The sequence below is a fragment of the Pseudoalteromonas sp. J2K-J031 genome (assembly GCF_058197095.2).
Genome location: NZ_CM200279.1, coordinates 1,337,069 through 1,354,301, shown reverse-complemented (window position 1 = coordinate 1,354,301; position 17,233 = coordinate 1,337,069). Strand labels below are relative to the sequence as shown.

The 17,233-nt window shown below is 40.4% G+C and carries 16 protein-coding genes and 7 tRNA genes; 9 read left to right on the top strand and 14 right to left on the bottom strand.

What is annotated here, in order from left to right; genetic code table 11:
* Positions 1–91: 91 nt before the first annotated feature.
* Entirely contained in the window at positions 92–1,864 is a 1,773-nt protein-coding gene (aspS, locus tag AC3KZC_RS06325) for an aspartate--tRNA ligase (protein WP_490580342.1), read from the bottom strand.
* Positions 1,865–2,064: 200 nt separating this feature from the next.
* Here aspS and AC3KZC_RS06320 point away from each other — a divergent pair, with 200 nt between their 5' ends.
* Entirely contained in the window at positions 2,065–2,913 is an 849-nt protein-coding gene (locus AC3KZC_RS06320) for a DUF72 domain-containing protein (RefSeq protein WP_490580355.1), read from the top strand.
* Between the two features lie 59 nt (positions 2,914–2,972).
* Positions 2,973–3,482 carry a M48 metallopeptidase family protein gene (locus AC3KZC_RS06315; protein ID WP_490580343.1) on the top strand — a complete coding sequence of 170 codons (510 nt, stop codon included), beginning with the start codon at positions 2,973–2,975 and terminating at the stop codon, positions 3,480–3,482.
* 38 nt (positions 3,483–3,520) lie between these two features.
* Here AC3KZC_RS06315 and AC3KZC_RS06310 read toward each other — a convergent pair whose 3' ends face one another.
* Entirely contained in the window at positions 3,521–4,210 is a 690-nt protein-coding gene (locus tag AC3KZC_RS06310; protein WP_490580344.1) for a DUF3334 family protein, read from the bottom strand.
* 142 nt (positions 4,211–4,352) lie between these two features.
* Here AC3KZC_RS06310 and cmoA point away from each other — a divergent pair, with 142 nt between their 5' ends.
* The 5 genes from cmoA to AC3KZC_RS06285 all read left to right on the top strand — a co-directional run bounded on the left by cmoA (position 4,353) and on the right by AC3KZC_RS06285 (position 8,617).
* Positions 4,353–5,078, top strand: coding sequence for a carboxy-S-adenosyl-L-methionine synthase CmoA (gene cmoA / locus AC3KZC_RS06305; RefSeq protein ID WP_490580345.1), 726 nt, complete (start codon positions 4,353–4,355; stop codon positions 5,076–5,078).
* 10 nt (positions 5,079–5,088) lie between these two features.
* Positions 5,089–6,057 carry a tRNA 5-methoxyuridine(34)/uridine 5-oxyacetic acid(34) synthase CmoB gene (gene cmoB, locus AC3KZC_RS06300; RefSeq protein ID WP_490580346.1) on the top strand — a complete coding sequence of 323 codons (969 nt, stop codon included), beginning with the start codon at positions 5,089–5,091 and terminating at the stop codon, positions 6,055–6,057.
* A gap of 156 nt (positions 6,058–6,213) precedes the next feature.
* On the top strand, positions 6,214–7,263 hold the full coding sequence (purM, locus tag AC3KZC_RS06295) for a phosphoribosylformylglycinamidine cyclo-ligase (RefSeq protein WP_490580347.1): 1,050 nt from the start codon (positions 6,214–6,216) through the stop codon (positions 7,261–7,263).
* Complete coding sequence (gene purN / locus AC3KZC_RS06290; RefSeq protein ID WP_490580348.1) at positions 7,264–7,908, top strand: phosphoribosylglycinamide formyltransferase; 645 nt, start codon at positions 7,264–7,266, stop codon at positions 7,906–7,908. It begins immediately after the preceding gene.
* On the top strand, positions 7,868–8,617 hold the full coding sequence (locus AC3KZC_RS06285; protein ID WP_490580349.1) for a DUF3108 domain-containing protein: 750 nt from the start codon (positions 7,868–7,870) through the stop codon (positions 8,615–8,617). Before purN ends, AC3KZC_RS06285 begins: the two co-directional genes overlap by 41 nt.
* A 30-nt stretch (positions 8,618–8,647) precedes the next feature.
* Here the strand turns inward: AC3KZC_RS06285 and AC3KZC_RS06280 are convergent, their stop codons facing one another.
* Entirely contained in the window at positions 8,648–9,412 is a 765-nt protein-coding gene (locus AC3KZC_RS06280) for a class II glutamine amidotransferase (RefSeq protein ID WP_490580350.1), read from the bottom strand.
* 169 nt (positions 9,413–9,581) lie between these two features.
* On the opposite strand from AC3KZC_RS06280, the gene fadE reads away from it, so the two are divergent.
* Positions 9,582–12,029 carry an acyl-CoA dehydrogenase FadE gene (gene fadE, locus AC3KZC_RS06275; RefSeq protein ID WP_490580351.1) on the top strand — a complete coding sequence of 816 codons (2,448 nt, stop codon included), beginning with the start codon at positions 9,582–9,584 and terminating at the stop codon, positions 12,027–12,029.
* On the opposite strand, the gene AC3KZC_RS06270 is transcribed toward fadE, so the two are convergent.
* On the bottom strand, positions 12,026–13,099 hold the full coding sequence (locus AC3KZC_RS06270) for a DUF6136 family protein (RefSeq protein WP_490580352.1): 1,074 nt from the start codon (positions 13,097–13,099) through the stop codon (positions 12,026–12,028). The two genes, fadE and AC3KZC_RS06270, sit on opposite strands and share 4 nt — an antisense overlap.
* The gene (locus AC3KZC_RS06265) at positions 13,092–13,676 is read right to left on the bottom strand and encodes an ABC transporter ATP-binding protein (protein WP_490580353.1); all 585 of its coding nucleotides are present in this window, start codon (positions 13,674–13,676) and stop codon (positions 13,092–13,094) included. The genes AC3KZC_RS06270 and AC3KZC_RS06265 overlap by 8 nt, the downstream gene beginning before the upstream one ends.
* Before the next feature lie 208 nt (positions 13,677–13,884).
* Between AC3KZC_RS06265 and AC3KZC_RS06260 the strand changes: the two genes are divergently transcribed.
* Positions 13,885–14,208: a hypothetical protein gene (locus AC3KZC_RS06260; RefSeq protein WP_518525916.1), complete on the top strand. Its 324-nt coding sequence runs from the start codon at positions 13,885–13,887 to the stop codon at positions 14,206–14,208.
* A gap of 25 nt (positions 14,209–14,233) precedes the next feature.
* Here AC3KZC_RS06260 and AC3KZC_RS06255 read toward each other — a convergent pair.
* From AC3KZC_RS06255 to dnaQ, 9 genes are all read right to left on the bottom strand, one after another.
* Positions 14,234–14,310 (bottom strand) — tRNA-Asp (locus tag AC3KZC_RS06255).
* 32 nt (positions 14,311–14,342) lie between these two features.
* A tRNA-Asp gene (locus AC3KZC_RS06250) sits at positions 14,343–14,419 on the bottom strand.
* Positions 14,420–14,446: 27 nt separating this feature from the next.
* A tRNA-Asp gene (locus AC3KZC_RS06245) sits at positions 14,447–14,523 on the bottom strand.
* 32 nt (positions 14,524–14,555) lie between these two features.
* A tRNA-Asp gene (locus AC3KZC_RS06240) sits at positions 14,556–14,632 on the bottom strand.
* 38 nt (positions 14,633–14,670) lie between these two features.
* Positions 14,671–14,747: transfer RNA gene (locus tag AC3KZC_RS06235), tRNA-Asp, on the bottom strand.
* A gap of 47 nt (positions 14,748–14,794) precedes the next feature.
* A tRNA-Asp gene (locus AC3KZC_RS06230) sits at positions 14,795–14,871 on the bottom strand.
* 24 nt (positions 14,872–14,895) lie between these two features.
* Positions 14,896–14,972, bottom strand: a tRNA-Asp gene (locus AC3KZC_RS06225).
* A gap of 98 nt (positions 14,973–15,070) precedes the next feature.
* Positions 15,071–16,441: a TIGR03503 family protein gene (locus AC3KZC_RS06220; RefSeq protein WP_490579881.1), complete on the bottom strand. Its 1,371-nt coding sequence runs from the start codon at positions 16,439–16,441 to the stop codon at positions 15,071–15,073.
* Between the two features lie 16 nt (positions 16,442–16,457).
* Positions 16,458–17,171, bottom strand: coding sequence for a DNA polymerase III subunit epsilon (gene dnaQ / locus AC3KZC_RS06215; RefSeq protein WP_490579882.1), 714 nt, complete (start codon positions 17,169–17,171; stop codon positions 16,458–16,460).
* Positions 17,172–17,233: the final 62 nt, after the last annotated feature.

Sequence of the window (17,233 nt, the reverse complement as noted above, 5' to 3'; positions counted from 1 at the left end):
TTACCAGTGCATTTACGATTAATTATAGAATGGTAAAAATTAAACAATAAAAAAGACGGCCAAGGCCGTCTTTTTTATTCATCTAATTTAATTAAGCATCTTTTGTTGGCAACGCAACTGCAACTGCTAATTCTTTTAATGAATCAGGATTAGCAATACTTGGTGCATTGGTTAATAAACACGACGCTTGAGTTGTTTTAGGGAACGCAATAACGTCACGAATATTATCAGTACCACATAACAACATCGTTAAACGGTCTAAACCAAATGCAAGACCTGCATGTGGAGGCGTGCCGTACTTTAATGCATCAAGTAAGAAACCAAACTTATCTTGTTGCTCTTGCTCATTAATACCTAAAATTCTAAACGCTGTAGCTTGCATGTCGTTGTTAAAAATACGCACCGAACCACCGCCCACTTCATAGCCATTTAAGACCATGTCATACGCATCTGAAATTGCAGATGCCGGATCAGCCTCTAGCTGTGCTGGAGTCATATTTTTTGGCGCTGTAAACGGATGATGCACTGCGTGTAATGTGCCTTCATCATCTTCTTCAAACATTGGGAAATCAACAACCCACAACGGTGCCCATGCTTTTAAATCTGTTAAGTTTAAATCTAAACCTAACTTGATACGAAGTGCACCCATTGCTTCATTAACAACATTTTTCTTATCTGCGCCGAATAAAATAATATCGCCAGTTTGTGCGTTAGTACGCGCTAAAATTGCTTCAATGATGTCTGATGATAAAAATTTAGCGATTGGAGATTGCACACCTTCAGCACCTAAAGTACGGTCGGTGATTTTCATCCACGCCAAACCTTTAGCGCCATAAATACCAATAAACTTGGTATAGTCATCAATTTGTTTACGTGACAGCTCAGCACCACCAGGCACACAAATCACTGCTACACGGCCTTTTGGATTATTCGCAGGCCCTGCAAACACTTGAAATTCAACATCTTTTAATAAGTCAGCGACATCAACTAATTCAAGCGGGTTACGTAAATCTGGCTTATCTGAACCATAACGCGACATTGCTTCGTAGTATGGCATTACAGGGAAATCACCCAAATCAGCACTCAGTAATTCATTCCACATTTGTCGGATCATTTTTTCAGTGATTGCACGTACTTGATCTGAACTCATAAACGACGTTTCAATATCGATTTGAGTGAATTCAGGTTGGCGATCAGCACGTAAATCTTCATCACGGAAACATTTAACAATTTGATAGTAACGGTCAAACCCAGACATCATGAGCAATTGCTTAAATAGCTGCGGTGATTGTGGTAGCGCATAAAAACTACCTTTATGAACACGGCTTGGTACTAAATAGTCACGCGCACCTTCTGGCGTTGCTTTAGTTAAAACAGGTGTTTCAATATCTAAAAAGCCGTTTTCATCTAAAAAGCGACGCACAAAGCTACTTGCTTTAGCGCGTAATTTAATACGATCACTCATTTCTAAACGACGTAAATCTAAATAACGGTATTTTAAACGCATTTCTTCAGAGTTAACTTGGTTAAAATCTAACGGTAACGGCTCTGAACGATTAATGATTTGAAGCCCTTTACCTAAAATTTCAACTTCGCCTGTTGCCATCCCTTTATTCACTTGGCTATCAGGACGTGCGCGAACAACACCGGTGACTTTTACACAGAATTCATTACGAAGCTGATTCGCTGTATCCATTAATCCGGCAACTTCTGGATCAAATACCACTTGCACCACACCTTCACGGTCACGTAAATCAATAAAGATTAAACCACCAAGGTCACGGCGTTTATTGATCCAACCACAAAGCTCAACGGTTTGTTCTAGATGGGTTTTATTTAGTTGTCCGCAATATATAGAGCGCATAGTTATCCTGTCAGTCTCAGTATTAGCCGCTAAATTGGCTAATTAACTCGATTCGTTTAAAAAAATTAGCGCCAATTATATAAAAATCCTCGTCAATGTCATCTAACTAAGCCGTTAAAGCGCAATTATTTTTATGGCGTCGCATGCAATACAAGTCTTTGGTATGCTTATACGCAATTGCCACCGGATTATTTATCATCATGCTGTATTTAGGATGCCCACAATGGGGCTCGGCACATTGGAAAGGTCGATTTTTAACTCGCGATTGTTCGAACGTTGAGATGCTCAGCCAATATGCGCAAATTTTTAATTCGGTAGAAGGCAATACCAGCTTTTATGCCGATCCGAGCCCAGAGACTATTTTAAGGTGGCAACACAGCATTCCATCCAGTTTTAAATTTACATTTAAGATCCCAAAACGTATTTCTCACGAAGCTGCGCTATTAAATGTGAGCAACGATTTTAAACAGTGGTGCCAACTCTTTAGCCCTTTATTTCCACACATTGGTTCGGTGATGTTGCAATTACCTAAATCTTTTAGCCCAGTCCACTTACCTAGATTGGCTGATTTTTTAGCTCATATTCCCGCACAACTCCCATGCTCGGTTGAAGTTAGAAATCTTGGTTTTTTTAATAAAGACGAGCACGAAATAGCCCTAAACCAACTCTTAATCAAACATAATGTAGATAGAGTGATGATGGATACCCGGCCTTTATTTAGCGAAGCGCCTACATCTGAAGCCATTATTGATGCACAAAATAAAAAACCAAAAGTACCTTTGCATGTCATAAGTACAGGTAACGCCCCCATTATCCGCTTTGTTGGCTGTACTGATTTACCTAGCAATCGCCCTTTTTATAATCCTTGGCTTGGAAAAATTAAACAATGGCTTGGTGAGGGTAAAACACCTTATGTCTTTTTTCATACTGCCGACAATCACGACTCCCCTTTGCTAGCACGTCAATTTATGCACGATTTAGGGTTAGACCACCCAGTTTTAAAACCTTTTTTAGCTGAAAAAGAAAGTAAACAAAACAGTTTGTTTTAGCGCTCTGACTTCAGACTTGAATTTGATATGATCGTACTTTTACAAACTTGGGCTACATAATGAGCGAAAAACACTATTTTTCAGGTTACCCAGAAAACATTCAACACCAAATCAGTAACTTGATAAAACAAGGCAAGTTAAAAAAATACTTATTAAATAAATATCCTCAGCCCCATAAGATCAGCTCAGACAAAGCCTTATTTAGTTTTACAAATCAGTTAAAACAACAATTTCTAAAAAATACGCCTGCTATTAATAAAGTCATTTATAAAAAACAAAAAGATTTAGTACAAAATGCGTTAGGAACTCATACCTTTACAAGTAAAAACCATGGTGGAAAATTAAAAAGCGCCCATGAAATTGCCATTGCTGCACAATTGAAATCAGCACCAGAAGCATTACTCAAAGTATTAGTCGTACACGAATTAGCTCATTTTAAAGAAAAAGACCATAACCGTGCCTTTTACAATTTATGCGAGCATATGGAACCGAGCTATCACCAACTCGAACTTGATTTACGGCTGTTTATCTATTTATGTGAGCAAGAAGGTGAACTCTATAAACAATAAAAAAGGCGCAAAATGCGCCTTAAGTATTTAAAAGAAATTTACAGGCCTAGTCCGGCCATAAAATCATCATCATCGTCGTCTTCAAGTTGAGCATTTTCTTTTGCGGTTTTATCGTCATCAATTTGTTTTTTAGTATCCGCAATAATGGTATCTGGGTCTTCATCTTCAACAATATCAAAGTCATGAAGTTTAATGAATTCTGTTTTATCCATCGCAAGCTCTAAGTAAAATATATTTTGATTGCGGGTGGTAAACGTAACTCTACGTGCTTGAGGTCTATCCATAGTGGTATCAACCGAAATTTGTACTTGTTTGTTAATCGCCATCATTTTGGGCTGGTTTTGTGTAATTGAGGTATGCAGTTGCGAGCGTACTTTTCCCGTGAAATCCCCAACAATTTGATTCATTAACTCACCCATGACATTTGACACATCGTCTGATAAATGACTTTGAGCTATTTCAGATTCAGGCATGCCCATATTACGCATGTAATCACCATAAATCTCCATCGCAGCTTGTGCGGTAAAATTAGTTACAACTAAGCCAGTAAAACCACCATCAAATAAAACAAAACAACCAATATCGGGGCGCATACACGTACGGGTGATTTTTTGAACCATGGCTGAATAACTAATGCGGTTTCCACTGGCTGAAGTTAAGACTTCGGTTACTGAACGGCAAAGGGTTGATAAGATATCCTCAGTGCTAATTACTTTATTTTTATTCATTTTTGTCACTCTTGTTAAGACCTTACCTCAGTATAGAAGCGTTATTTTATTTTGCCGAACAAACTGAGTTTGCAATTTATCACTGACTAACGTGGTAAATATGCGTAAAATGGACCGATAGAATATGCATAGGTAAGCTACTGTGACCATTAAAGACACTATTTATGCAACCTCACAAGCAATTGCAGACTTTACGTTTGATGCCAAAGTGGTTGAAGTATTTCCAGACATGATCCAGCGCTCAGTGCCTGGTTATGCCACCATTGTGAGTACAATGGGAAAATTAGCAGGGCAATTTGCGCAAAATAATTCGAATCTTTATGATTTGGGTTGCTCGCTAGGCGCTGTTACGCTGAGCATGCGCCGTACCATTGAAAAAGAAAATTGCACCATTATTGCGGTCGATAATTCAACAGCAATGGTTGAACGGTGTCGATTACATTTAGATGGTTTTCGCTCACAAGTTCCTGTTGATGTTCGTTTAGCCGACATCACTGAGTGCGCTATTGAAAACGCATCAGTTGTTGCGCTCAATTTTACTTTACAGTTTATCCCTCTTGAACAACGCCATGCCTTGTTGAATAAAATCTATCAAGGATTAAAACCAGGCGGTGTATTACTATTAAGCGAAAAATTTCGCGGTGAAACCGAACAAGCAGATTCATTATTAATCGATTTGCATCATGATTTTAAACGCGCAAATGGGTACTCGGAACTTGAAATTAGCCAAAAACGCACAGCGATTGAAAATGTGATGCGTCCGGAGCCTTTAAGCATGCACTTGCAACGTTTAACCGACATTGGTTTTTCTCAAACGAATGTGTGGTATCAGTGCTTTAATTTTTGTTCAATGATCGCCATCAAATAGAAGTAACAACATGAATAACTGGTTTACACAATTTTATGGCCAAATTGCCGAAACAGAACTTTCGCCTTGGCTTGAAACTTTACCGCGTCAACTTGCTCTATGGCAAAAGGAAGCGACCCACGGTGAATCTGCCAATTGGCAAAAAGTTTTAAAAAATTTACCTCAAGCTCATACCGAACACGTCAATGTGCTGAATAAAGTTGAAATTGGCCTCGCTGATGAACTTTCTGACGGTCAAAAAAAGCAACTCACGCATTTACTCAAAGGACTTATGCCTTGGCGTAAAGGCCCCTTTTATCTGCATGGTATTCATATTGATACTGAATGGCGCAGTGATTGGAAATGGGATCGCCTCATCGAACATATTTCACCGCTTGATGGGCGCACCGTATTAGATATTGGCTGCGGTTCGGGTTATCACTTGTGGCGAATGCGAGGAGCTGGCGCGAAATTTGTGGTTGGTATCGACCCGACTGAGTTGTTTTTATGCCAATTTCAAGCAATCAAGCACTATCATCCCGACCCAAGTGTTCATTTACTGCCACTGGGTGTAGAGCAGCTACCTGAATTAAAAGCGTTTGATACGGTTTTTTCTATGGGGGTATTATACCATCGCCGCTCCCCGATTGATTTTCTAACCCAGTTAAAAGCACAACTCAAACCCGGTGGTGAATTAGTCCTTGAAACATTAGTTATCGAAGGGGATGTCAATACCGTATTAGTGCCAACTGACCGGTACGCAAAAATGCGCAATGTGTGGTTTATTCCAAGCTGTGATGCCCTAACGTTATGGCTAGAGCGTGTTGGCTTTAAAAATGTAAAAGTCGTCAACAAGGACATGACTTCGCTCGATGAACAGCGAAAAACCGATTGGATGCCAACAGAATCGTTGAGTGATTTTTTAGATCCCCTCGACCCGACAAAAACCATTGAAGGTTACCCTGCCCCATTACGCGCTATTTTTATCGCAAACGCTTAACCATCGAGTCTGGTCGTACCAAGGTACGGCCAATCTATACGTTTATTTACCGAAAATCCTCTTACACCCTTGGTTTTAATCTAGCCGCACTGCCTAAATTCATGTAAAATGCGCGAGTTTTCTATGCAACCCACATGCAACTGTTAAGGAAATTCTGTGAGCGAACAAAAACAGTCTCTAAGTTACAAAGACGCCGGTGTCGATATCGATGCAGGCAACGCACTGGTTGAGCGCATTAAAGGCGCAGTAAAAAGAACCAGACGTCCCGAAGTAATGGGCGGCCTAGGTGGTTTTGGTGCTCTTTGCCAAATTCCAACCGGTTATAAAGAACCCGTATTAGTTGCAGGCACCGATGGTGTAGGTACTAAACTTCGTCTTGCAATTGACCTTAAAAAGCACGATACCGTTGGTATTGATTTAGTAGCAATGTGTGTCAACGACCTGATTGTACAAGGTGCTGAGCCACTCTTTTTCCTCGATTATTATGCAACTGGTAAACTTGATGTTGATACTGCAGCTGATGTAGTTACTGGTATCGGTAAAGGTTGTGAGCTTTCAAACTGTTCATTAATCGGCGGTGAAACTGCTGAAATGCCTGGCATGTATGAAGGTGAAGATTACGACATCGCTGGTTTTTGCGTGGGCGTAGTTGAAAAATCAAAAATCATCGACGGCTCAAAAGTAGCTGCAGGTGACCAAATTATTGCACTTGCCTCAAGTGGCCCGCATTCAAATGGCTACTCTTTAGTACGTAAAGTACTTGAAGTTTCTGGTGCTGATACAAATGCAGAGCTTGAAGGTAAACCTCTAGGTGAGCATTTATTAACACCGACACGTATTTACGTTAAGTCAGTACTAGAGCTATTAAAAACCGTAGATGCGCATGCGCTTTCACATATTACTGGCGGTGGCTTTTGGGAGAACATCCCTCGCGTATTACCAGAATCTGCAAAAGCAGTGATCAATGGTGATAGCTGGCAATGGCCTGCTGTTTTCAATTGGTTACAAGAAAATGGTAACATCAGCACGCATGAAATGTACCGCACATTTAACTGTGGCGTAGGTATGATAATTGTTGTTCCAGCAGCCGATGTTGAGCAAAGCTTAGCGATTTTAACTGCAGCTGGCGAAAATGCTTGGCATATTGGTGAAATTCAAACTGCTAAGGCTGATGAAGAACAAGTTGTTATCACAGGCGTTAACTAAATGAAACCAACGCGCATTGTGGTATTAATTTCGGGCAGCGGTTCGAATTTACAAGCCATTATTGACGCGGTTCAGGCAGGTGATATTAACGGTGAAATTTGCGCCGTTATCAGCAATAGGCCCAATGTACTGGGCCTAGAACGAGCAACTAAAGCATCCATCGATACGCTTGTGTTAAATCACAAGGAATTCGACTCTCGTGATGCTTATGATGCTGCTTTGATGAATAAAATTGATAGCTTTACACCAGATTTGATTGTATTAGCTGGTTTTATGCGTATTCTAACCCCTAGCTTAGTGCAAAAATATTTAGGAAAAATGTTGAACATTCATCCTTCTTTGTTGCCTAAGTATCAGGGACTGAATACCCATCAAAGAGCGATAGATGCTAAAGACGAAGTACACGGTGTTAGTGTGCATTTTGTTACAGAAGAACTAGACGGCGGCCCTGTCATTGTACAAGCCAAAGTTCCCGTTCTTCCTAACGATACTGCACAGACACTCGCGTTACGAGTTCATCAGCAAGAGCATATTATTTATCCTTTGGTGGTCAAGTGGTTCAGTGAACAACGACTAACAATGGAAGCACACTATGCTGTTCTCGATGATAAAAAACTTCCTCCTGAAGGCGCACACTACAACTAAAAACAATCAAAGTGCCTTTTGTCTTATCCTCGGCACTTTGATTATTTCTCCAAGCTTTGCAAGCCAGTTAACTGGTTATTCCGCTCAATACGATGTTATGCGTAAAGGCGAACGTTATGGCACCGCTGTACGAACTCTTGAACACCGCCCAGATGGTCACTATGAAATTAAATACAGCAGTGACATTAGTTGGATGGTATTTTCCGATAAACGTACTGAGTCATCTGTGTTTTCTTACGTTGACAATAAAATTACCCCTGTAAGCTATCGCATGCAACGAGAAGGCACTGGTCGAGATAATGATTATCAACTTTATTTCGATCGCGATGCAAAGAAAGTAATGAGCAATCAAGAAAAATACCCTTTAAAGCTTGAGTGGGATGATACTTGGCAAGATGGTATTTCATATCAAGAACAAATGCGTCTTGACCTTTTAGCTGGACAGGAAGTATTTGACTACCAAATGGTCGATAAAAAAGGTGCCGTTAGACATTACACTTTTAAAGTGATTGGTAAAGAAACCATCACCCTCCCATTTGGTAATGTTGAGGCAGTTAAAATTGAGCGGGTCTATGATAACGATAAACGCCAAGCGATTGCATGGCTAGCACCAGAGATGGACTACTTATTAGTTCGAATGTGGAAAGGTGAGAAAAATGTCGAACAATTTGATGTTCAGTTAAAGTCTATCGTACCTATGAAAGAATGACCTCTCAAAATAAAAGCGCCATTGGCGCTTTTATTGTATTTCACCTAATTTGAAAATCACCGATTCTCCTGACTCCATTTTGTGCCAATGCTCGTCTTTGGTTAGTGGGCGTGTTGCAATCACTGTAACAACATCATGAGGTGTGGTTTCTTTTTGAAAATCGACAATTAAGTCAGCATCAATCAAAGTAGCTTTGCCAAACGGTGCTTTTCGCGTGATCCAATGAAGATTATTAGTGCAATACGCTAAAACATAAACGCCATCGGTTAATAACATATTAAAAACGCCTTTTTCACGCAGACTATGCGCTAATTTAGCGATATATCGAAACACAGCGAGCATACTACTTGGCTTTGTTGGATATTTCTCTCTCACTTTATCGAGCAACCAACAAAAAGCCAGTTCAGAATCTGTGTTGCCAACTGGACGATAAAATTCAGGCTTTAAATCTTGATAATCCGATAGTTGACCATTGTGGGCATAGGTAATTTCACGCCCCCATAACTCACGAGTAAATGGGTGTGTATTTTCAAGGCACGTGCGGCCTCGATTGCCTTGTCGGATATGACTGATCACTGAACAACTTTTTATTGGGTAAGCACGTACTAACTTAGCAATTTCGGACTCACAACTTGGGAGTGGATCTTTAAATGTACGACAACCCTTCCCTTCATAAAATGTGATCCCCCAGCCATCTCGATGCGGACCGGTATTACCTCCACGTTCTAATAATCCAGAAAAGCTAAAACAGATATCTGTCGGCACATTTGCAGACATACCAAGCAACTCACACATATAAAAACTCGTTAATACTTCATAACATAGCAGTTTACGCAAGCGCTAAAAAATAGCAATTTTGCCAGAGTTTATTATTATCTATAAAGCCTTTTGTCTCTTGCAAGCCAAACAGCAACGCGCTACTCTTAGTTAAGTAGTGGTCAGACCTCTAATAAGGAAAATAAACATGACAATTCTATTGATAGCCTGTTTGCTAGTTACCTTAGCAATCGCTTGTTATCATCGTGCCAATTGGAACACTTGCCTAGGGATCGGTATTGCCTATATGCTACTTGGTAGCATCACTGGTGCAATTTCAACCTTAGGCTGGTTAGTCTTTTTAGCGCTTACTATCCCATTATCTGTTACAAACTTACGTCAGCAATACATCACAAAACCTATTTTTGCCGCATTTAAAAAAGTCACCCCAACCATGAGTGAAACCGAAAAGTCAGCAATTGATGCGGGCACAACATGGTGGGAAGCTGATTTATTTTGTGGTAACCCAGATTGGAAAAAATTACATAAATACCCTGTACCACGTTTAAATACAGAAGAGCAAGCCTTTATGGATGGCCCTGTCGAAACGGTATGTGGCATGCTTGATGATTGGCACGCAACGCATGAGTTGACCGATCTTCCACCTGATGTGTGGCAGTATTTAAAAGACAATAAGTTCTTTGCCATGATCATCAAAAAGCAATACGGTGGCTTAGAGTTTTCTGCTTTTGCGCAGTCGTGTGTATTACAAAAACTGACAAGCAAATCAACTTTATTATCATCAATTGTCGGCGTTCCTAATTCTTTAGGCCCCGGTGAATTACTCCAACACTATGGTACTGAAGCACAAAAAGACCATTATTTACCTCGCTTAGCGTCGGGTCATGAAATTCCGTGTTTTGCATTAACGTCGCCGGAAGCTGGCTCTGATGCGAGCAGCATTCCAGATTACGGTGTTGTCTGTAAAGGCATGTGGAATGGTGAAGAAGTCTTAGGTTTAAACCTTACATGGAACAAACGTTACATCACCCTAGCTCCTGTCGCAACGGTGCTTGGTTTAGCGTTTAAATTGCGCGATCCTGATGGTTTACTCAGCGATAATAAAGAGCCTGGTATCACGTGTGCACTTATTCCAACCGATACTCCAGGAGTTGAAATTGGTCGTCGTCATTTCCCTTTAAACGTCCCATTTCAAAATGGACCAACAAAAGGCGAAAATGTATTTGTACCAATTGATTATATTATCGGTGGCGCAAAAATGGCTGGCCAAGGTTGGCGTATGCTAGTTGAGTGTTTATCTGTTGGCCGCGCTATCACATTGCCATCAAACTCAGCCGGCGGTGTAAAAGCCATTGCACTGGCAAGTGGTTCATATAGCCGAATTCGTCGTCAATTCCGTTTACCAATTGGCCATATGGAAGGTATTGAAGAGTCACTTGCTAAACTAGCTGGTTATGCATATAGCTCAGATGCAGCGGTCAGTATGTCCACTGGTGCGGTTGACTTAGGTGAAAAACCATCGGTTGTGTCTGCAATTATCAAATATCACTTAACTGAACAAATGCGCGATTCAACTATTCATGCCATGGATATCCATGGTGGAAAAGGGATCATGCTTGGCCCAAATAACTATTTGGGTCGTGGTTATCAAGGTGCTCCTATTGCAATTACAGTTGAAGGGGCAAATATTTTAACTCGCAATATGATCATTTATGGTCAAGGTGCTATTCGCTGTCACCCATTTGTACTTGATGAATTAGCATCATGCAGCATCGCTGACAAAGACGAAGCACTAAAAGCCTTTGATACTGCATTAATGGGTCACATTGGTTATACAATTTCGAGCTTTGTTCGTACTGTTTGGCTTGGTTTAACGGGGGCTAAATTTGCAAAAACGCCCTATAAAGATGAAACGGCTGAATTTTATCAAACAGCCTCTCGATTTAGTGCTTCGTTAGCATTAATGTCAGATATCTGTATGGCGGTGTTTGGTGGTTCACTTAAACGTAAAGAGCGAATTTCAGCGCGTTTAGGCGACCTACTGAGCTATTTATACTTAGTCTCAGCCACGTTAAAACGTTACAACGATGAAGGCCGCAAAAAAGAAGACTTTGCATTAGTTCAATGGAGCTGCCAAGAGCATCTTTATCATTGCCAACGTGCACTGGCTGATTTGATCAATAATATGCCATTCGCACCAATGCGTGCTGTGTTAAAAGTCATTTTATTCCCTTGGGGTCGCCCTGTTCGTAAACCGACTGATATCCTAGATCAAAAAGTGGCTCGTTTATTACAAGTACCGAGTGCTACGCGCGATCGTCTTGCGAAGCATATTTACCTAACCAATGAACCTAATAATTTAATAGGACGCCAAGAACAAACGTTAAAAGATATTTTAGCGGTAGAGCCAATTTTTGATAAAATTTGCCTGGCTAAAGGTGAGAAATTACCTTTCTTTGCGTTAGATAAAGTAGCGGCTATGGGCCTTGAATTAAAAGTGATCACTGAAAAAGAAGCTGATTTACTCATCAAAGCAGAGGTCGCTCGATTACAAGTGATCAATGTTGATGACTTTGATCCTGAAGACTTAAAAGCAGGTGCTGCACGTACCAATAAAAAAAGTAAAGCAGCTTAAATAAATAAGCCGCCAACCAAAAAACAACCCCAAACCAGAGCTAACCGCTCTGGTTTTTTTTCAGCAACATAAAAACACACTACCGCCACAATACTCACGCCAGCGGCTAAACACCATTGATTGAAGAGTAGAAACGTCAATGCAAGCAACAAAAAATACAACAAGGTAGAGTTTAATATTCGTGTGATATTAAATGAATCGAGTTTATTAATTGAATAAAAAAATGCGCCAAACTGTGCAGTAATTTTAGCCACTTCAATATGCAATGTTGCAACTAGCAGCAGTAAAGTAAAATAACTAAAATAAGCAGAATAATAATTTAAATCGGGCCGCTCTCTTGCCAATACCAGCATGCTAGTAACTATCACTACACCACATGCCAATCGCCAGAGTAATACTTGATAATGATGGCTATAGAAACTAAGCCAGAATCCTGTCATATTTTTTACTGAAAGGGTTGTTTGCCAATTAATACTTGGTATAAAGCAACAACCTAACAATAATATGAACCAGCCTAGCAGCATACTAAAAGGACTTAAATGAGGAAATACAGCCACTAATACAGCGCTGCATAAACAAAACATTACCGTTTGTTGCATACGATACAAAGATAAAATCCCAAGCAATAATTGCAATACTGTGAATACGATAAAATGCATATTTTGTGAGAGCTGAGAACTATTCATAGTTCCTAATAAAAAGAGCGAACACCATAAAAAAACATGGGTAAACATCAAGTTTCGACAATCTACCAACCATATCCACCAGCGCGATTTAGCGATACTAAGCTGAAAATATCGTTGTTCGGTATTTAAAATCGCATGTCGTAAGGCATAAAAAAATACCGTTTGTACAACCAAAAAACACCATGCGATCCCGACTTGATTAACACTTCCACCGTCTGATTTTATGATTTTCCCCAGCGCTAAAAAAATGAGTAAGATCACACCGGGCGAAGCTGAATAAAGCACTACAAAAAGCATGCCTAATAACTGCTTAATTTGATGAGATAAAAGAGCTATTTGTTGATTAAAGGCCAATGCACGATACTGATAAAATACCTTAAACATTAGCTAATGCCTGTAATTGAAAGCCTTTTGCAACAAACGGATCTGGCTCATGGCAGGTAATGATTATTTGCTGAGTTCTATTGACTAATACCGGCAATAAAAATTCGATACTCTTGTGATCTAACGCAGCACTGGGCTCATCTAACAACAGTAGAGGCACATCACGCACCAGCGCGGTGATCAGCTGCAATTTTTTCAAACTTCCCGAAGACAGTGCCGACACTTTAGTCTCTAACTGAATACCAAATGCAAATCCTTTAATTAACTCGCTTGGCCAAGGTAATTGCCAACAGCCACACACCAGCTCAATGACTTGTTTTGCGGTTAAAAAATCTGGAAAGACAATCTTATCAGAAGCCAATGCCACACTGTGATTGGGCCTTAAGAGCGCTTGCCCCTGAAATTTTATTTCACCACTTCGAACACTAATGAGCCCTGCAATTATTGAGAAAAAGGTTGTTTTTCCTTGGCCATTTGGTGCTGTTAAACATACTTTGGGCGCATTAATCGTTAACGAGAAATTGTTAAATAACGGCTTTTGAAAGAAATGATGGTTAAGATTAGTAACAGTTAACATAACAGCCTAATGTTGTTTTTTTATGTATATTAACAGCTGAAGAAAAGATGCGAAATATGAATCAGTTAAGAGGCTATTATTTGTCTCTGCTTTATAAACTCTTGAACTTGCACTTAGCCGATTTTCTTAAATCCAGCGTGCATAAACATCAACTCCTTTCATAAATCAACATCCGCATAAGGATGCCCTGCTTAAATAAACGAGCTCATTGAACGTCAAACGCTTTGTCTACCATCCCAAAAGAAAACAACGGCTGGATTTAGTTATCGCTTACAAAATTTTTGGATTTTTGGATTTTTGGATTTTTGGATTTTTGGATTTTTGGATTTTTGGATTTTTGGATTTTTGGATTTTTGGATTTTTGGATTTTTGGATTTTTGGATTTTTGGATTTTTGGATTTTTGGATTTTTGGATTTTTGGATTTTTGGATTTTTGGATTTTTGGATTTTTGGATTTTTGGATTTTTGGATTTTTGGATTTTTGGATTTTTGGATTTTTGGATTTTTGGATTTTTGGATTTTTGGAAACTAAATCTAAAGATACTTGATAAATCAAGTGGCGGAGTGGACGGGACTCGAACCCGCGACCCCCGGCGTGACAGGCCGGTATTCTAACCAACTGAACTACCACTCCGCAGTGGTATCTAACTTGATGCTTTATCTCGTTGGCGGAGTGGACGGGACTCGAACCCGCGACCCCCGGCGTGACAGGCCGGTATTCTAACCAACTGAACTACCACTCCACAGAGAGATTAAAGCTATTTACTTGTTGGCGGAGTGGACGGGACTCGAACCCGCGACCCCCGGCGTGACAGGCCGGTATTCTAACCAACTGAACTACCACTCCACACTAAGTAAATTTTGTTGAATATTGCACATTGGCGGAGTGGACGGGACTCGAACCCGCGACCCCCGGCGTGACAGGCCGGTATTCTAACCAACTGAACTACCACTCCGCATAATGCGTTATTCAACTTATTGATTTATATTCTGTTGGCGGAGTGGACGGGACTCGAACCCGCGACCCCCGGCGTGACAGGCCGGTATTCTAACCAACTGAACTACCACTCCACAAAGGAATACAATTCAATAAAATGCCTTTCGGCGATGTAAGTATTTGGCGGAGTGGACGGGACTCGAACCCGCGACCCCCGGCGTGACAGGCCGGTATTCTAACCAACTGAACTACCACTCCGCATCTACTTACGGTTGTGAAATTTGGCGGAGTGGACGGGACTCGAACCCGCGACCCCCGGCGTGACAGGCCGGTATTCTAACCAACTGAACTACCACTCCGCTTTTCACTTGCTGAAAAGGTCTCCCTTGCCAGCGGCGTGAATAATACGAATGAGGCCCCACTGAGTCAACAGTTTTTTTGTATTTTTAAAGGTTTTTTAGTCATCTGGCATCGAAAGGTTTAAAATTTCACCACCATCGTTTGCTTTTCGAGCATTTGCTGGGCTTTGAGGAATTTCAGTTTCAGCCGGCGCATTTTTTTTACCGAATTTTTTAAAGTTAATAACCAGCTTGGGGAGCGGTTTCTTTTGCACAAATATTCGAATACACACCCAACCAACTAATAAAATCAATATATTGGCTATAATTGCAGCAACTATAAAAAAAGTATAATCAACCGGCGGCTCAACCACTTTCTCAGCCTCTGCTCTTTGCACTGTGAGTAAATCAGATTCACTGATTGCGGGCACAATTTCGATGGGCTCTTTAATTGAAAACTCATAGTTACCCAACTTAGCCATAAACTCTCGGCCATTTATATTTGTACCAAACATTGAAATTTCGACTTGGTAACGTCCCCAGTCATAATTCTCAAGTTTAATCTCGCGCACCGATGAAGGTGACGCTGGAATAGAAAAGCTTTGCTCTTCATTATTTGGGTAATAGATACGCCCTTGAAATAATACGGTAGCTGGGTCGACTAACTTATTATCTAACGTAATTGTTAATATATGCCTGTCGAGCTCTTCTTTTGCATAAGCCAACTCATAACTTAACGGCTCTTTGGCTAGCATTATGGGATCATGAACTAGGCGACGTTCAACTAAAGGCGTAATTAAATAAAACTCGGGGCGCCATCCACCTGCAGGAATATCGAGTTTAAACTCTCCAGTAAATACCGCATCACCTGGGCGCTCATCAAAACCTTGCCCGTCATCTTTAAATTCGGCAACTCTGGCTGTGGCTGCACCATAATTATCATACTGACTTTCGTTGGTACTGACAAAATCAACATCTAACGTTACTACATCGCGAAATTGCCCTGCTGTTATCGGCTCACCACCATTAGTCAAACGACCCGTCAGTTTAATGGTTTCACCTTTAAACATTAATTCAGGCAATGGATCGACTTCAAGCTCAATGTCAGTCAAAATTAAGATTCGACTTTCAGGCAATATTTTTCCAATGGCTTGCCAAGGGCCAGGCATCGGTTTTTTAATTTTAATAATGTCGTAGGTTAAGTCGTCATACCATTCATACTCTCCCCCCTCAATGCCTTTTGCTTGAGTTGCATACATTTTAGAGCCATCAGGTTTAACTAAAATAACTGGGGCAGTGCCTTCTGCACGAAAAAATAGCAAGGTGATCTCTTCAACTTCATGATCAATTCTAAAGCGGTTATTCAATAATTTAATTTCATTTTCGCCCGCTTCACGTTGGATCATGGTTAACGGGCTTGACTTTTCATCAAGCGCCCATGTGATATTGCTCATGAGTATCATGGCCACCAGCACAGCTATTTTTTTCATGCTTACCTCATTACTTTTATACCAACCAAAGGCATTGGCTACTTTTTTTCTCTACTAATTTAAGGCGTTCAATATGCGCTTGGTTTTCATCAGCGGATGCATACACAACATTAAGCGGCGCACGATCTGAATTTAAGCGAATAATCTCGCCTTGTTTTTGTGCATTTTTCTCACCCACTGTTTGAGTATTTAAATTTAAACTGACTTGACCACCAGTCATCGCCAAATACACATCACTAAGAATTTCAGAATCCAGTAATGCGCCATGCATGGTTCGTTTACCGTTATCAATATTGTAGCGGCGACACAATGCATCTAGGTTATTCTTCTGACCAGGGTGCAATTCCCTTGCCATTTTTAAGGTATCTAGCACTTTACAAAATTGTGCGGTTTTGGGATAACCTGTTCTTAAACGCTGAAATTCACTGTCCATAAAGCCAACGTCAAACGCTGCATTATGGATCACCAGTTCGGCTCCTTGAATGTAATCAAAGAATTCTTGGGCTATATGATGAAATTTTGGTTTATCACGTAAAAATTGATTGGTTATACCGTGCACATCGATAGCTTCATCTTCGATATCACGTTCTGGGTTGATATAAACATGAAAATTATTACCCGTAAAACGGCGATTTATAAGCTCCACGCAACCAATTTCGATAATGCGATGGCCAAGCTTTGGGTCAATACCCGTTGTCTCGGTATCTAACACTATTTGTCTATGATCCATATCACCTGCTGCTTGATTCTGATATTTTGATAAGGTTATTTTCATTGTACATAATTCAAAGG

Bases quoted from the DNA above. Each gene is read 5' to 3' on its own strand.
- cmoB (WP_490580346.1), top strand. From the start codon at position 5,089: ATGAATAACTGGTTTACACAATTTTATGGCCAAATTGCCGAAACAGAA.
- AC3KZC_RS06310 (WP_490580344.1), bottom strand. From the start codon at position 4,210: ATGAATAAAAATAAAGTAATTAGCACTGAGGATATCTTATCAACCCTT.
- AC3KZC_RS06270 (WP_490580352.1), bottom strand. From the start codon at position 13,099: ATGTTTAAGGTATTTTATCAGTATCGTGCATTGGCCTTTAATCAACAA.
- AC3KZC_RS06315 (WP_490580343.1), top strand. From the start codon at position 2,973: ATGAGCGAAAAACACTATTTTTCAGGTTACCCAGAAAACATTCAACAC.
- dnaQ (WP_490579882.1), bottom strand. From the start codon at position 17,171: ATGGATCATAGACAAATAGTGTTAGATACCGAGACAACGGGTATTGAC.
- AC3KZC_RS06285 (WP_490580349.1), top strand. From the start codon at position 7,868: ATGATAAAAAACTTCCTCCTGAAGGCGCACACTACAACTAAAAACAAT.
- AC3KZC_RS06265 (WP_490580353.1), bottom strand. From the start codon at position 13,676: ATGTTAACTGTTACTAATCTTAACCATCATTTCTTTCAAAAGCCGTTA.
- AC3KZC_RS06320 (WP_490580355.1), top strand. From the start codon at position 2,065: ATGCTGTATTTAGGATGCCCACAATGGGGCTCGGCACATTGGAAAGGT.
- fadE (WP_490580351.1), top strand. From the start codon at position 9,582: ATGACAATTCTATTGATAGCCTGTTTGCTAGTTACCTTAGCAATCGCT.
- AC3KZC_RS06220 (WP_490579881.1), bottom strand. From the start codon at position 16,441: ATGAAAAAAATAGCTGTGCTGGTGGCCATGATACTCATGAGCAATATC.
- purN (WP_490580348.1), top strand. From the start codon at position 7,264: ATGAAACCAACGCGCATTGTGGTATTAATTTCGGGCAGCGGTTCGAAT.
- AC3KZC_RS06280 (WP_490580350.1), bottom strand. From the start codon at position 9,412: ATGTGTGAGTTGCTTGGTATGTCTGCAAATGTGCCGACAGATATCTGT.
- aspS (WP_490580342.1), bottom strand. From the start codon at position 1,864: ATGCGCTCTATATATTGCGGACAACTAAATAAAACCCATCTAGAACAA.